This is a genomic window from Variovorax sp. 160MFSha2.1, assembly GCF_048305075.1.
Classification (GTDB): Bacteria; Pseudomonadota; Gammaproteobacteria; order Burkholderiales; family Burkholderiaceae_C; genus Variovorax; species Variovorax guangxiensis.
Genome location: NZ_CP157624.1, coordinates 4,615,563 through 4,630,552, shown reverse-complemented (window position 1 = coordinate 4,630,552; position 14,990 = coordinate 4,615,563). Strand labels below are relative to the sequence as shown.

General features: G+C 68.2%; 12 protein-coding genes and 2 pseudogenes. 4 read left to right on the top strand and 10 right to left on the bottom strand.

Translation table 11 applies throughout. The annotated features are described in order from the left end of the window. Positions 1-90: 90 nt before the first annotated feature. The 7 genes and pseudogenes from ABL838_RS21135 to fhuF form a co-directional block, all read right to left on the bottom strand. Positions 91-2,529: a TonB-dependent siderophore receptor gene (locus tag ABL838_RS21135; protein WP_418121735.1), complete on the bottom strand. Its 2,439-nt coding sequence runs from the start codon at positions 2,527-2,529 to the stop codon at positions 91-93. Between the two features lie 168 nt (positions 2,530-2,697). After that, complete coding sequence (locus ABL838_RS21130) at positions 2,698-3,744, bottom strand: FecR family protein (protein ID WP_418121734.1); 1,047 nt, start codon at positions 3,742-3,744, stop codon at positions 2,698-2,700. 8 nt (positions 3,745-3,752) lie between these two features. After that, positions 3,753-4,376 (bottom strand): RNA polymerase sigma factor, encoded by a 624-nt coding sequence (locus tag ABL838_RS21125; protein WP_418121733.1) that lies wholly within the window; start codon positions 4,374-4,376, stop codon positions 3,753-3,755. A 196-nt stretch (positions 4,377-4,572) separates the two neighbouring features. After that, positions 4,573-5,886, bottom strand: a complete 1,314-nt coding sequence (locus tag ABL838_RS21120; protein ID WP_418121732.1) for a lysine N(6)-hydroxylase/L-ornithine N(5)-oxygenase family protein — start codon at positions 5,884-5,886, stop codon at positions 4,573-4,575. Next, positions 5,873-6,463 (bottom strand): annotated as a pseudogene (locus ABL838_RS21115) (GNAT family N-acetyltransferase); the annotation flags it as partial. The gene ABL838_RS21120 and the pseudogene ABL838_RS21115, both read right to left, overlap by 14 nt. A gap of 501 nt (positions 6,464-6,964) precedes the next feature. Beyond that, positions 6,965-7,939 (bottom strand): annotated as a pseudogene (locus tag ABL838_RS21110) (alpha/beta hydrolase); the annotation flags it as partial. 68 nt (positions 7,940-8,007) lie between these two features. Further along, positions 8,008-8,766: a siderophore-iron reductase FhuF gene (gene fhuF, locus ABL838_RS21105; RefSeq protein WP_418121731.1), complete on the bottom strand. Its 759-nt coding sequence runs from the start codon at positions 8,764-8,766 to the stop codon at positions 8,008-8,010. A 185-nt stretch (positions 8,767-8,951) separates the two neighbouring features. Between fhuF and ABL838_RS21100 the strand changes: the two genes are divergently transcribed. Genes ABL838_RS21100 through ABL838_RS21090 form a run of 3 tightly spaced genes read left to right on the top strand, consistent with a single transcriptional unit; the run spans position 8,952 to position 11,530 of the window. After that, positions 8,952-9,191, top strand: coding sequence for a hypothetical protein (locus ABL838_RS21100; protein ID WP_418121730.1), 240 nt, complete (start codon positions 8,952-8,954; stop codon positions 9,189-9,191). 60 nt (positions 9,192-9,251) lie between these two features. After that, positions 9,252-10,931 (top strand): cyclic peptide export ABC transporter, encoded by a 1,680-nt coding sequence (locus tag ABL838_RS21095; RefSeq protein WP_418121729.1) that lies wholly within the window; start codon positions 9,252-9,254, stop codon positions 10,929-10,931. A 38-nt stretch (positions 10,932-10,969) separates the two neighbouring features. After that, positions 10,970-11,530, top strand: coding sequence for a Fur family transcriptional regulator (locus ABL838_RS21090; RefSeq protein WP_369661485.1), 561 nt, complete (start codon positions 10,970-10,972; stop codon positions 11,528-11,530). A 6-nt stretch (positions 11,531-11,536) separates the two neighbouring features. Here ABL838_RS21090 and ABL838_RS21085 read toward each other — a convergent pair whose 3' ends face one another. Both ABL838_RS21085 and ABL838_RS21080 read right to left on the bottom strand, forming a co-directional pair. Next, the gene (locus ABL838_RS21085; RefSeq protein ID WP_126024814.1) at positions 11,537-12,964 is read right to left on the bottom strand and encodes an FAD-binding oxidoreductase; all 1,428 of its coding nucleotides are present in this window, start codon (positions 12,962-12,964) and stop codon (positions 11,537-11,539) included. Further along, positions 12,961-13,404: a DUF2069 domain-containing protein gene (locus ABL838_RS21080; RefSeq protein WP_126024815.1), complete on the bottom strand. Its 444-nt coding sequence runs from the start codon at positions 13,402-13,404 to the stop codon at positions 12,961-12,963. Before ABL838_RS21080 ends, ABL838_RS21085 begins: the two co-directional genes overlap by 4 nt. Between ABL838_RS21080 and ABL838_RS21075 the strand changes: the two genes are divergently transcribed. Then, positions 13,403-14,614 (top strand): YihY family inner membrane protein, encoded by a 1,212-nt coding sequence (locus ABL838_RS21075; protein ID WP_184641452.1) that lies wholly within the window; start codon positions 13,403-13,405, stop codon positions 14,612-14,614. The two genes, ABL838_RS21080 and ABL838_RS21075, sit on opposite strands and share 2 nt — an antisense overlap. On the opposite strand, the gene ABL838_RS21070 is transcribed toward ABL838_RS21075, so the two are convergent. After that, positions 14,611-14,949: an Mpo1-like protein gene (locus ABL838_RS21070; RefSeq protein ID WP_418121728.1), complete on the bottom strand. Its 339-nt coding sequence runs from the start codon at positions 14,947-14,949 to the stop codon at positions 14,611-14,613. The genes ABL838_RS21075 and ABL838_RS21070 overlap by 4 nt on opposite strands. Positions 14,950-14,990 lie beyond the last annotated feature (41 nt).

Here is a 14,990-nt window from a genome sequence, read left to right as displayed (position 1 = left end):
GCGGAAGGCAGGCAACAAAAAAGGCCGGCTCCCGAAACGGGGCCGGCCTTTTTGCTGGCACCGGCTGGCGCCGGCGCTGCGTGACAGCAATCAGAGCTTGTAGGTGAGCTTCAGCCAGACGTTGCGCGGGCGGCCGTAGGTGTAGCCGTTGTAGCCGCCGAGCCCGCTGTAATAACGCTTGTCGGTCAGGTTCTCGATGTTGAGCGAGGCGCTCAGCTTCTTGTCGAACTCGTAGCGCGCCATCAGGCCGATGAGCGTGAGGCCACCCTGCGTCGCACGGCCGAGTCCGGAAGCCTCGTCGTAATAGATGCTGCTCTGGTAGCTCACGCTGCCGCCGACGGTGAGCTTGCTCCAGTCGCCAGGCAGGCGGTAGCTGGTGCTTACGCGGAACAGGCGGTTGGGGTAGGTGGGATCGAGCCGCACGCCCTTGTTGTCGCGCTTGACGTGGTAGGTGTAGCCCGCCTGCATTTGCCAGCCGGGTGCCAGCTCGCCCGAGGCGGTCAGTTCGAAGCCCCTGCTGCGTGCGCCGGGCACGGACCGGTAGGGAACGCTGCCGTCGGGCAGCAGGCCTGCGCTGGTGTCTTCCACGGGCAGATTGGTCTGCTTGGTGCGGAAGACCGCGAGGCTGGTGTTGAGCTTGCCTGCGAAGTGCTCGCCCTTGATGCCGAGCTCGTAGTTCTTGCCGCGCTGCGGCGGGATCACATTGTTGGCGCTGTCGCGCTCGGTGTTGGGCATGAAGATGTCGGTGTAGCTGCCGTACACGGAGAACTCCTTGCTGAGGTCGTACACGATGCCGGCATAGGGCGTGACGACACCGCTCTCGTGCGAGCCGGGAACCCTGGTCAGCGTGCCGGCCACCTGGTTGCGGTTGAGCGCGTCGTTCTTGTACCAGGTACCCCGAGCTCCCACGATCACCGACAGCGGGTCGGCCAGGCGCAGACGCGTCGAGGCGTAGACCGACTTCTCGGAGGTCTGGCCCGACAGCGTGTACGACTTGTAGGGGAAGGATGTGACTGCGGGGAACGACTGCAGCGTGTAGAAGTTGAGCGGCCGGGTATCGAAGACGGTGGGCGCTGCCAGGTTGGTGTCTATGGCGTAGTCGTAGTCGTTGTAGCTGAACCCGAGGACCGCCTCGTGCTTGCGCCCGAAGGCCTCGAAGGGGCCGCGCAGGTGGGCGTCGAAGGAGGTATTCCTCGATGTCGCCGGGTTGTCCCGGATGTCGATGGTGGAGTCGCCCGTCGCGTCGACGGGGTAGAAGGTGTTGAGGTCGCCCGAGGCGCGCTTGCGCTTGCTCTTCAGGTAGCTCGCGTCGAGCTTCAGGCGCCAGCCGCCGCCCAGCTGCTGATCGAGGTTGGCGAAGACCTTGTCCGAGTACATGTTCCAGTAGCTCCAGGGCGCGCTGGAGTTGAAGGAGCGCGGCAGACGGGTGCGCGTGCCGTCGCTGAAGAAGAGCGGGGCCTGGCCGTAGTTGGCGCCGTCGGTGGCGGTCTTCTGGTGCTCGACGCCGACGGCCAGCGTGGTGGTGGGGGAGAGGTCTGCCTCAAGGATGCCGTACAGCACGTCTTCCGCGGTCTTCTTCGATTCGATGAAGCTGTCTCCCGCGGTGCGCGAAGCCACGAAGCGTCCGCGCAGCGTTCCCGCGGCATTGAGCGGGCCGCCCACGTCGACTTCGCCGGAGTAGCGGTTCCAGGAGCCGATGCCGCCGGTCACGTGGCCCGAGAACTCGGTGGTCGGGCGCTTTCGCACCAGGTTGATCGCGCCGCCGGGCGAGCCCACGCCGTTGAGGAGGCCTGCCGAGCCGCGCAGCACTTCCACGCGGTCGTAGATGGCGGTGCTGAGCATGCTGACCTCGCCCGCCACGGTGTTGAAGGCGAAGGTGGGGATGCCGTCGATCATGGTGCCCAGCGTGAAGCCGCGGGACGTGAACTGCACCCGTTCGTCGAGCCGGTCGGCCACGATCCCGGGGGTCTGGCGCAGCACGTCGTCGAGCGTGACCAGGTTCTGGTCTTCGATCTGCTGGCGGCCGATCACGCTCACGGACTGGGGGGTCTCGCGCAGGGACAGGTCCATGCGCGTGGAGGTCGAAGCGGAGCGGGCTGCGTAGGAGCCCGTGCCTTCGGTGGTGCCGTCGGCCGTGGCCTGGACTGTCACCGGTGGCAGCGAGGTGCCGGCCGTGGCGGTCGAAGCGCGCTGGATCGTGACCTGCGAGGCGCCGTTGCGCACCGCGACGAGGCCGCTGCTGGCGAGCAGCCGGTCCAGCGCCTGCTGCAGCGTCAGCCTGCCGGATACCGCGGGCGCGCTGATGCCCGTCACCATGTCGCCGGCAGCGAACACCTGCGCACCCGTCTGCCGCGACAGCTCGTTCAGCGCCGCCGCCAGCGGCTGCGCGGGCACGCGGATGTCGAAGGTCGGCGCGGCCGCCTGTTCGGAGGCCTGGGCGGAAGCCAGGCTGCTCCAGCTGACGAAGATGGTTCCGAAGGCGGCGGCGAGTGCGGCGCTCAGAAGGCGATGGCGAGGCGAAGAACGCATGGGTCAGGGCTCCAGGTCAAGTAAATGCGACGTATTCGTACTTTTGGACGCCATGGCTCGCAAAAAGCAGCAGCCTTGGCGTTTCTCAAAGTAAGACGTTTGAACTCGCCAAACAGAGACACACTGTTCGGCCCGGGGCACGCCGTGAGGCTGGTGCTGCCTCTTTTTTCAGCGCTTGCGCAGTTCCACGCTGCCGTCAGGGTGGGAGTCGGCGATCACCGGGAGGATCGTCGGCAGCACTTCGACCAGACCCACGGAGTCATTGGTGCGGAAGCGGCCGGACAGGCGCATGGCGTCGATGCGCGCGTCGGCGCTGACGATGGGGCGGATTCGGTAGCTGTTGACCGCCGCGAGGGCCTCGCTCAGCGGCGTGTTGTCGAATACGAGCCAGCCGTCTCGCCACGCCGAGAGGGCGCGGGTGTCGGACTGGCGCACGGCATCGGCGTGGCCGTCCAGCACTTCGACGAGTTCGCCGGCGTGCAGGTCGATGACCTCCGCGGACGGTATGGATGCCTCGGCGTTCTGGCGGGCACGCACCTGCACGCGGACATGCCCCTGCTCCACCCCCACGGTGACCGGCCCGCCGCGGTCGCGCACGGTGAAGACGGTGCCGACGACCTCGATGACAGCATCGCGCGTGCGCACCCGAAAGGGGCGCTGTGAGTCGTGCGCCACTTCGAAGCGCACCTCGCCGCGCGCCATGTCGACGATCCGCTGCCCGCGGTACAGCGTGACCTCGATGGCGCTCCGGGGCGCGATGTCGAGCTGGCTGCCCGACGCGTCGGCGGCGCCGTCGGGCAGCGTCACCTTCAGCATCTGCGCGGTGCGGGTGCTGTAGGCGGAACGAAAAATGGGCTGCTGCCAGTACCACTGCGCGCCGCGGCCCGCTACGAGCCCGCCGCCGACCAGCCCCGCGATTGAAAGCAGCAGCTTGCGGCGCTGCGGCGTGCGGGCGGAGGTTGCCGCTGCGGCCGCCGCCGCCATGCCTGCGGCCGGTGTGTCGAAGTGCGCACGCAGGTCGCCGGCCATGCCGCCGAGCATGTCCCAGCGGTGTCGCGCTTCGAGCAGCGCCGCGGCGTGCTCGGGCGATCTGTTGCGCCACTGGTTCATGGCCGCGCGGGCGTTCTGCGCGGCTTCCCCCGGCGCGACCTCGCCTTCCACGATCAGCGCGAGCGCGCGCTCGATCAGCCGTTCGCGCGGTGCGCCCATTGCCATGCCGCCGCTCACGAGAAGTCTTCGGCCAGCGCGGCGTCGAAGCCCGCGCGGCTTTGAACGTGCGGCGGTTCGATCAGCTCGATGCGCAGCTCGGCGAACACTCGCGAGCAGTCGATGGTGGCGCGCAGCAGGTGCTTGGCCACGGCCATCTCGGTGATGTCGAGCTGCTTCGCGATCTCGGCGCGCGTGTGGCCGTAGGCCCGGAACAACAGGAACACTTCGCGCCGCCGGGGCGGAAGCTTCTCCATGGTTTCGACCACCCGCGCCAGCACGCGCTGCTGCGCCAGGAGGAATTCGCTCGAGGGCGCCACGAGGCTGGAGCCAATAGTGGCGTGCGAGCCCACCCATTCCTGGGCCACCTTGCGGCGGCGCGCCTCGTCGATGCAGAGATTGCGCGCCACGCGAAAGAGCAGGGCGCGAGGCGACTCGATGCCGCCGCTGCCGCTGTCCTTCGCGTCATCGGGCGAAATGTCGATGCGCGCGGCGCCGGGCGCCTTCGTCGCCTGCGCGTAGACGCGCTCGAAGCTCGACTGCGCGATGTCCGCCGCGTAATGGGGGTCCCTCAGGTCGCGAGTGAGCTGTCGGCGCAAGTCCGCATAGTGAGCTACAAGTTCCTGGACGAGGTCGCGCATCCGGCAGCCTTCTCGCAAGCATCGACGATGGGCCCCGGAACCGGACGCCCGTCATGCCCGCGAGATCGCCGCCTCCTTCAGGAAGCAACGAGATGGCGGCGATGGCTTTGCGTTTCGGTGACCCCGGGGGATGGGGTTAATAAGAACTATTCTTATTAAGTGTATCACCGAGTCACCGAGCCGCGTCTTTCCGATGTCAGATGACTGCAGTGGCGCGCGACGCGCGTTCCGCCGCCTGCGCCTGCTGCTGCAGCGGGCGCGGGTTCGCGTTCAGCAGCGCTTGACCGATCTCGTCCGAGCGGATCGCCGTGACCGACAGCAGCGTGTCGCTCAGCCCGTGGCTGGTCTCGCAGGCGCCCTGCAGGAAGATGCCCGGCTTGAGCTCCGGCGTGCCCTGCAGCCGGTAGTGGCGGTCCACCGTGAAGTCGCCCAAGTAGGGCGCGAGCGGATCGAGCAGCGTCCGGTGCGCGTCGCGCGCGTAGCCCGTGGCGAGGATCACCACGTCGTAGGCCTGGTTGCCGCGCTCACCGCTGTTGAGGTCGTGCAGCGACAGGTGGACGCCGTCCGCCGCGGCGCGCACCGCGGTCACCTCGTGGCGGCGCAGGAAGCTGTGGCGCGCCACGCCCGCCACGCGCTGGCGATAGAACACGTTGAAGATCTGCTGGATCAGCTCCAGGTCGGGCGCCGCGTAGTTGGTGTGCCAGAACTCCTCCAGCAGCTCGGCGCGCTCGGGCCCGGAGCGGTTGAAAACGAAGTCGGTGAAGTCGGCGTTGAAGATCTCGTTGACGAAGGGGCTGTCGTCCGAGGGCTTGATCGAACGCGCCCGCATGATCAGGTCGACCGCCGGCTTGTTCGGATGGCTCTGCAGGTCCATGAATATCTCCGCCGCGCTCTGGCCTGCGCCGACGATGGCGATGCGTTTGGCGTCGGGATGCTTCGCGATCGCCTCCAGGTAGCTGCTCGAATGGAACACGCGCACGTCGTCCCTGAAGGGTTGGAAGCGCGCCGGAATGTTCGGCACGCCGCCCACGCTCACCACCAGGTTGCGTGCCAGCCGCTCGCGCACCGTGCCATCGGCCTGGCGCGAGCGCACGCGCAGCATCTGCACCTCGGTGCCGCGCATCTCGGGCACCACTTCGAACACGGCCTCGCCGTAGGCGCAGCGATCCTCGAATTGCGCCGCGGCCCAGCCCAGGTAGTCGTTGAACTCGTGGCGGCTCGGGAAGAAGGTCTTGAGGTTGACGAAATCCTGCAGGCGCTGCTTCTCGTGCAGGTAGTTCAAAAAGGTGAAGCGGCTCGCGGGGTTGCGCAGCGTCGCCAGGTCCTTGATGAAGGAGATCTGCATGTGCGCGTTGTCCAGCAGCATGTTCTTGTGCCAGACGAAGCCCGGCTGCTTCTCGATGAACAGCGCGTCCACGAACTGGCCGTGGTGGCGCTTCTCGTCGAGGGCGATCGCCAGGGCGATGTTGGACGGGCCGAAGCCGACGCCGATCAGGTCATGGATTTGCATATGAGGGGTCCTCGGTGGGATGTTCGGCGCGCTCGGCCGAAGTTGGCGAAATGGTCGACTCCCCTTGGGGAATCCAGAGAGCCTCGCCGAAGAAGCGTTCGCGCAGCAGCATGCCCAGCATGGCCCGCTTGTGCGGAAAGTCGAACTCCTTCATGTGCGCATAGCCGCAGCGGCCCAGGCTCTTGATCATCTTGTGGTTGTCCGCGCGCGGCTCGATCACGATGCGCTGCGTGCGGCAGTCGTCCAGGAAGAGGTAGTGCGACACCGACGGCATCCACGCCGTGAGGAAGGGCTTGCCGCGAAAGCGCGCCTCGCCGATCAGCGCGTGCCAGCCGCGGTCGTGGTCGCCCGCGTCGTAGAAGGGCGCGATGCGGTCTTCCTTGGCCCAGTACACCTCGAAGTAGCCGAAGGCTTCGCCGTCGAGCCGGCCGATCAGCCCCGTGACGCGCGGGTCGGCCGCGATGGCGTCCAGGTACGCGCGATGCTTCGCGAGGTCGCCCTGTTCTTCCCAGAAGTGCGCGACCACGGGGTCGTTCATCCAGCGGTTGAAGGCGGGGAGGTCGCGTTCGATGTCGACGGTGCCGAGCGTCAGCGTCTGCGACAGCCACGGAATGTGGCGCTGGTAGACCGTGCCGACGGGCTTGGCGGGCCGCAGCGGATGCCGCTTGCCCTGGCTCATCACATGGCGCTGCGCGAAGGGCTCGCGCGGATTGCACTGCCACACGCGCGGCAATTGCCAGAAGGTCTCGCGCACCACGCTCGGCAATTGCCCGGCGGAAGGGGCGACCGCCCCGGCATCGATCAGCCGGGCGATGCACGACGATGGCACCTGCAACGGCAGCGTCTTGCACTTCGGATGGCGAACGAAGACGGCTTCGATGGCCGCCAGCAGATGGGTCTCCTGCGGCTCCGTGTCATTGCCCTGCGGCCATTCCAGACGCAACGTGCCGGCCTGCTCGCGCAATGCCCAGCGGCTGCTCCGTTCATTGCCGCTTTGCGGGCCGACCGTGAGCTTCACGCCGTCGAGCCGCGCTTCGAGCGGCTGGCCGTCGGGGTGCGCGTGGAACACCCATGCGCCGATCGCCGGGGGCGTCGCGGCAACTGCCGGCCGCTGGAAGGCCTCGGCCAGCACCTGCGCGAGCGACGAGCGCAGCGCGTCCGCTTCCTCCACCACCTGGCTCAGCCGCGCGAAGTCATGGACCATGCCCTCGTGCACGGCCAGGTGCGTGCGCACGCCGGCCTCCTGCAGGCGCGCGGCGTAGGCCCTGCCTTCGTCCACCAGCGGGTCGTATTCCGCCAGCACGAGGTGCGCGGGCGCGAGGCCGCAGAGATCCTTCGCGGCGAGCGGGGCGAAGCGCCAGTCGAGGCGGTCTTCGTCGCTGCGCAGGTAGTGGCCGAACATCCATTGCAGCGTGCGCTGCTCGAGCAGGTGCCCCTTGGCGTAGCGCCGGTGCGAGTCGCTGTCCTGCCGGATGCTGGTGCAGGGATACAGCAGCAGCTGCAGCAGCGGCTGCGGGCGCCCGGCATCGCGCGCGGCGATCGTCAGCGCCGTGGCCAGCGTGCCGCCGACGCTGTCGCCGCCGAAGGCCACGCGGGAGGTGTCCAGGCCGAGCGAGCCGCCGTGCACCGCGAGCCACTGGGCGGCATCTTCAGCATCGTGGAAGGCGGTCGGAAACTTGTGCTCGGGCGCGAGGCGGTAGTCGACCGCCAGCACCGCGCACGCGGCGTTTTTTGCCAGCGTGCGGCACAGGGCGTCGTGCGAGTCCAGCCCGCCGACGACATAGCCGCCGCCGTGGAAGTAGAGCAGGGTGGGCAGCGGCGCGCCCGTGGCTGCGCCGCGATACAGCCGCGCGCGCAGCGGCGCGCCGTCGCGGGCGCGCAAGCCGATGTCCTCCACGGGCAGGTCGGGGCCCACGCCGTCGAGCGCCAGCGTCGATTGGTCGTAGCTGGCGCGCGCCTGCGCGGGCGACATGTCGCACATCGGGGGGCGTCCGTCCTCCTCGGCGATGGCGGCAAGTTCGAGGAAGGCTTCCAGGTCGGGATGCAGTGGCATGGTGGATTTCGCGGTTGCATCCATGAACGGATGCTTATCCGCAAAAGACGCACGGCGCGGCTGTTTGTTTAGGCGCGGTCCCGCGCCTTGCGGAACTCCGGCGCCAGCGGACACGCACCGCAGTAGCCCTCTTCGGGCAGCAGGTAATAGAGACAGCACTGCCGGTGCAGCGTGACGGGGACCGGCGTGCCGGACTGCATTCGCACGACCTTGCGCTGCACCGCGAACAACGGGTTGTCGGCGCAGCCCCAGCGCGGCTGGTGCAGCAGGTGGTCCAGGTCCTTCGCGATGGAGGGCGCGTGGCCGCTGAGCAGCAGGCCCTGCTGGAGTACGGGCTCCAGGCAGCGCGCGGCATTGCCCCACAAGATCTTGGGCGCGATGCGCGTGAGTCGGGTCAGCTGTGCGAAGAGCGGCCCGAGGTGCTCGAAGAGCAGAACCGCATAGCGCGCTGCGGTGTCGGTGCAGGGGCGCGCGTGCCCTTCGTGCGTGATGTGAAAGCGCTGCGGCACGGCGCCGTCTTCGAAGCTGATCCACGCCCGCTCCGGCGCCATCGGAAATTCATGCTGAAGCAGGCTGGCCGCCGCGGCCACCGGGGGCAGCAGGGCATTCAGGTAGTGCATGCTCCAGGCCGATGCCACCGGCCGCAGGTCGGGCCTGCGCACACGGCGGTGACGGGCGTGCTGCTGCAGCAGCGCGGCAAGAAGCTCCGGCCTGGCGATCAGCTCGGCCACCTGCACGGCGCCCGCGGGCGGCTGCGGCGCGCAGGCCAGCGTTTCGCCGTAGACGGCCCACTCGCCTCTGAAGATCGGTGCCAGCAAGGGAATCATCGGAAGAAAAGACAGGGCGTGGCCGCGCAAGTCGTGCTCATCCAACAGGAGACGGACGAGCCGCCCGAAGGTTTAGTGCGGCGCAATAGTTCACGAAATTGCGACGTGGAGATGACATGCGCTAAACATCCGACGGCGGGTCGCGTCTATCCACGCATCCACAGCAGTCCAGGCGTCCAGATGCGATGAACTCCCGTCACCACGTTCCTTCCGATCCGGCTTTCAGCGAGGCCTGGCGGCTCTTTCGCGAGCTGCACGATGCGCCGTCGCTCGAGCGCGCGGAGAAGCTGGTCCTGTGGCTGGGGCGCGATGCCCGCCACGTGCGCGCACTCGACGATGCCCTGACCCTGTGGGCCCTGGCCGGCGCGGTCATGGTCGGGTCCGCGCCCGGCGACGAGTCGTGCCAGAAGCCGACCTTGCAGTAAGCAGCAAGCGGCGGGCCGGCCGCCGGCTAAACATTCCGGCCGCCGCAGCGTCATACCGGCATGCAAACCCAACCCGCCAGCGCCAAGGCCACCGATCTGCTCCGGCTGCTGAAACCCTTCGCTCCCTGGATCCTGCTCTCGGCCGTTACCGGCATCGCCGCCGGCGCAGCCACCGTGTCGCTGCTGGCGACCATCAACGAGGTGCTCAGCCGGCCCGGCGGCATGGCTGGCGGACTGCTCCTGACCTTCATCGGACTGTGCGTGGTGGCGCTGGTCGGCCGCGCGCTCTCGGACATGTCGAACAACGTCGTGGGCCAGCGGCTGGTCGCCCAGGTGCGAAAAGACCTGGCACTGAAGATTCTTGCGGCGCCCATCGACGCACTGGAGCGCTACCGCATGCACCGCCTGATGCCCGTTCTCACGCAGGACGTGGACATGATCAGCGACGTGGCCTTCATGCTGGCCGCCACCATGATCTCGCTGGCCATCGCGCTGGGCTGCCTCGGCTACCTCGCGTGGCTGTCGCCGTCGCTCTTCGGCCTGCTGGTGGTGGCCATGCTGATCGGCGTGGCCATCCAGAGCTGGGCCCACGGGCGCGGCATCGCGGGCTTCTTCCAGTCGCGCGAAAAGGAAGAGCTCCTGCACAAGGCCTATCGCGGCATCAGCGAGGGCGCCAAGGAGCTGCGCATGCACCGCGCCCGCCGCGCCAGGGTGTACGAGGGGCAGATCGCCCAGACCGTCGATGCGATCCGCGACATCAACCGCCGCGCGATCAACACCTTCGTGCTCGCCACCTCCTTCGGTTCGGCGCTGTTCTTCCTGCTGATCGCGCTGATACTCGGCTGGGCCGCGTGGCGCACGACCGATCCCGTTGTGCTCAGCGGCTTCGTGCTGGTGCTGCTGTTCATCAAGGGGCCCATCGACCAGATCGTGGGCGCGCTTCCGCACCTGGGCCGCGCCAAGGTGGCCTTCGGGCGCATCGCCGACCTGTCGGCGCGCTTCGCCACGCCGGAGCCGCACCTGCACCTCGACTCGCCGCCTGCCTCGCCGCCGCTGCGCGACGCCATCGAGCTGCGCGGCGTGCGCTACGCCTTCGATGCGCCCGAGGGCGGCGACGCCTTCGTGCTCGGCCCCGTCGACCTGTGCATCGGCCGCAGCGAGATCGTCTTCATCGTCGGCGACAACGGCTCGGGCAAGACCACGCTCATCAAGCTGCTGCTGGGCCTGTACGCGCCGCAGCAGGGCGAAGTGGTGCTCGATGGCAGGCCCGTCACGCCCGAGACGCGCGACGACTACCGCCAGCTCTTCACCACCGTGTTCTCCGACTTCTACCTGTTCGAGGACCTTGTCGCGGGCGAGGAGGGCGGCCACCAGGCGCTGCCCGAAACCGCGCTGCCCTACCTGCAGCGGCTGGAAATCGCACACAAGGTCTCGGTGAAGGACGGCGCCTTCAGCACCACCGACCTGTCGACCGGGCAGCGCAAGCGGCTCGCGCTGGTGCACGCCTACCTCGAAGGCCGCCCGGTGCTGGTGTTCGACGAATGGGCGGCCGACCAGGACCCGACCTTCCGCCATCTCTTCTACACAGAGCTGCTGCCCGAGCTGCGCGCCAAGGGGCACTCGCTGGTCGTCATCTCGCACGACGACCGCTATTTCCACGTGGCCGACCGCATCGTGCAGATGAAGGCCGGGCGCGTCGCGCAGGTCACGGCCACGCCGGCGCAGGGCCTGGCGGCCTGAGCGCAGTCAGACAAGGCAGATCAGGGGCGGACGAGCCAGTGGCAGTTTCGGCAGCAATGCAGTACGCGGCGGCGCCCGCGAACGAGGGCTTCTCTGTGCAACTGCGCAGCATGGGCATACGGCCCACGGTCATCCGCCTGTGCGTGCTGCAGACGCTGGCCGAGAGCGGTTCCGAGTGGCTGGGCGGCGAAGAAGTGTTCCGCCGCATGCTCGCGCGCGGCACCGCCACCGGCCTCGCGAGCGTCTACCGCGTGATCAAGGAGCTGGAGCAGGCGGGCCTCATCCAGCGCGAATGGGAGCGCAGCCTGGGGGGCGTGCGCGCGGTGCATCGCCTGCGGCGGCCGCAGGCGCTCGAAGTCACTGTGCGGCTGAGCTGCGGCGGCTGCAACGCCAGCGTCGAGGTGGTCGACGAGGCGCTGCACCAGGGGCTGATGCGCGCGGCGCAGGCGCATGGCCTCAGCGCCGGTGGACCGGTCACGGTGCATCTGGGTTGCATGAAGGCGGACTGCGCGCGCTGCGACGACGCACTGCCGGCCGCGACCAGCATGCAGAGGGCGGACACGGCGCGGGCCGCGTCCGTCAAGCTCCAGGTCCGATAGGCGAGGCTAGACCCGGATCACCCGCCCGGGGTTCAGGATGTTCTTGGGGTCGAGCCCGCGCTTGATCGCCCGCATCATCTCCAGCGCCACCGGCGACTTGTGCTTCTCGAGCTTGTCGACCTTGAGCGAGCCGACACCATGTTCGGCCGAGAACGAGCCGCCGAACTTCTCGACCGCGTCGTACACCAGCGTGTTGATGCGCTCTTCCTCGTTCTTCAGGAAAGCCTTGGTATCGACGTTCTCTGGCGCCTGAACGTTGTAGTGCAGGTTGCCGTCGCCCAGGTGGCCGAAGTTGACCAGCCGCACGCCGGCGATCTCGCGCGCCAGCAGCGCGTCGGTTTCCTCGACGAAGGCCGGGATGCGCGACACCGGAATGGAGATGTCGTGCTTGATGTTCAGCCCTTCCTCGGCCTGCGCGAGGGGGATGCTCTCGCGGATGTGCCACAGCTGGTGCGCCTGCGTGAGGTTCTCGGCCACCACCGCGTCGGTCACGCAGCCGTCCTCGAAGGCGGTTTCGAGCAGTGCCTCGAAGCGCGAGCGGGCGTGGTCTTCGGATTCGCTGTCGGAGTTCTCCAGCAGCACGCAATAAGGGACGGCCTCGTCGGCGATGAAGGGCACGCGCAACTGCGGCATGTGCTTGTCGACCAGGCTCAGTGCGAAGCGGCCCATCACCTCGAAGCCGGTGAGGCCCGAGCCCAGGTGCTTGTGGGCAAGGCCCAGCAGCGTCACCGCGTGGTCCAGCGAGGGGACCGCGGCCCAGGCCGTGAGTTGCGCCGCCGGCAGCGGATAGAGCTTCATGGTGGCGGCGGTGATGATGCCCAGCGTGCCCTCGCTGCCGACGAAGAGGTCGCGCAGGTCGTAGCCGGTGTTGTCCTTGCGCAGGCCGCTGGTGCCTTCCCAGATCTCGCCCTGCGGCGTGACCACCTCCAGGCCCAGGCACAGCTCGCGCGTGTTGCCGTAGCGCACCACCTGCGTGCCGCCCGCGTTGGTGGCGAGGTTGCCGCCGATGGTGCAGCTGCCCTCGGCCGCGAGGCTCAGCGGGAACAGGTAGCCGGCCTTCTCGGCGGTTTCCTGCAGCGTCTGCAGGATGCATCCGGCCTCCACCGTCATGGTGAGGTTGGCGGCGTCGATGGTGCGGATCGCGTTCAGCCGCTGCAGGCTTAGCACCACCTGCGTGCCGCTGTCGTCGGGAATGGAGCCGACCGCGAGGCCGGTGTTGCCGCCTTGCGGAATCACCGCCGTGCCGGCCGCGGCGCAGGCCTTGACCACGTCGGCCACCTGCTGGGTGTTGGCCGGCCGCACCACGGCCAGCGACTTGCCGCGCGAGCGCTTGCGCCAGTCCTGCTCGTAGGCGGTGAGGTCGCCCTCGTTGAGTACATGCGATGCGCCGACGATGGCGCGCAGTTGTTCGATCAGGTCGGTGGAAGAAGTCATTGGGCGGAAGCCTCCAGTTGGCGGGCAGCGTTCTTGGCGTGGCGCAGGCGAAGCCGCACATGCCAGGCGCAGGCGGCGAAGAGCACGAGGCACAGCAGGACCTCGACGAGCGCGAGCACCTGGCTCACGCCGCTGGTGTCGCTCCAGGCGCGCACCACGCCCTCGGTGAAATAGAGCCAGATCATCAGGCTGACCCAGCGGTAGGTGTACATGCGGTTCTTCCAGAGCCCGGCGAGCGGAATGACCAGCGGCAGCACCTTCAGCGCCATCAGCGAGCCGCCGGGCCGCAAGGGCGCGAGCCACAGTTCCCAGGCCAGGCCGAGCACGATGAGGCCGACGACGCTGCCCACGGCGGCCCAGCGGGTGGCGCGAACGGAAGATGGAGGAGGCGGGGTGTCGGACACGGGTGGCGGGGACGCTGCAAAAAGAGCGGATGGCATGATACCGGCCATGAATCGTCGGCAACTCTGGAGGGATCTTTCGCGCTTCCCGTGGCGCAACACGGCAGCGGTGCTGGGCGAGCGCTTCCGGGAAGACCGGCTCGGCCTCACGGCCAGCAGCCTGACCTTCACCACCACCATCGCGATGGTGCCCTTCTTCACGGTGGCGCTGGCCCTGTTCACCGTGTTCCCGATGTTCGCGAAGATGCAGGGCCGGCTGCAGCGCTGGCTCATCGAAAGCCTGATTCCAGACAATATCGCGCGGCAGGTGCTGGGCTACCTGAACCAGTTCGCGAGCAAGGCCAGCGGGCTGGGCATCGCGGGCCTGATCGTGCTGCTGATCACCGCCATCGCGCTGATCCTGACCATCGACAAGACGCTCAACAACATCTGGCGTGTGCGCACGCCGCGGCCGTTCGCGCAGCGGGTGCTCATCTATTGGGCGGCCATCACGCTGGGGCCGATCATCCTCGCGGTGAGCCTCTCCACCACTTCCTACGTGGTCGCGGCCACCAGCGACGTGGTGGGGCGCGGCATCGTGAAGCTGTTCTTCGACACCTTCGAGTTCATGCTGCTCGCGGTCGGCATGGCGTCGCTCTACCACTACGTGCCCAACACCAACGTGCGCTGGTCGCATGCGTGGGCCGGAGGCATCTTCGTGGCGGCGGCCATCGAGATCGCCAAGCGCGTGCTGGGTTATTACCTGAGCCTGGTGCCGACGTACTCGGTGCTGTACGGCGCCTTCGCGACGGTGCCGATCCTGCTGGTGTGGATCTACGTGGCCTGGGTGATCGTGCTTCTGGGCGCGGTCATCGCCGCCTACCTGCCCAGCCTGCTGACGGGCGTCGCGCGGCGCGGCGGCACCGCCGGCTGGCCCATGCAACTGGCCATGGAAACGCTGCAGCACCTGGCCCGAGCACAGGCCACGCCTGCCAAGGGCATGGGCGCGACCGAACTGGTGACGCGCATGCGCGTGGATGCGCTGCAGCTGGCGCCGGTGCTCGAGACGCTGGTGGCGCTCGACTGGATCGCGCCGCTGGCGGAAGAGCCCGCCAACGAGGACCCGCGCTACGTGCTGCTGGCCGACCCGTCGACGCCCATCGAGCCGCTGCTGAAAGAGTTGCTGATGCCGCAGGCCGAGCCGCTCGAAGACCTCTGGCAGAAAGGTCCGCTGCGCTCCCTGAGGCTGGGCGACGTGCTCCTGATCTAGATCTTTACTCGCCCCAGCCAGATGTCCCGGTACATCGCCCAGTCGCCCATGAAGGAGTAGAGCGGCCGCTTGAACGAGGCCGGCTTGTTCTTCTCGAAGCCGAAGTGCCCGACCCACGCGAAGCCGTAGCCTGCCACGAGGCCCGCCAGCAGCCACAACGGATTGAGCGTGACTATCAGCGCCACCAGGCACAGCAGCGAGATGCTCGAACCGGCGAAATGCAGCCGCCGGCAGGTGATGTTGGCGTGCTCGGTCAGGTAGAAGGGGTAGAACTCCGCGAAGCTCTTGAACTGGCGCGGATCGACGGCAGATGCGGGGGCAGTCGTGGTGTTCATCGTGAGAGTCTCCTGTACCCTGCGGGAGGGCTTTGTCCATA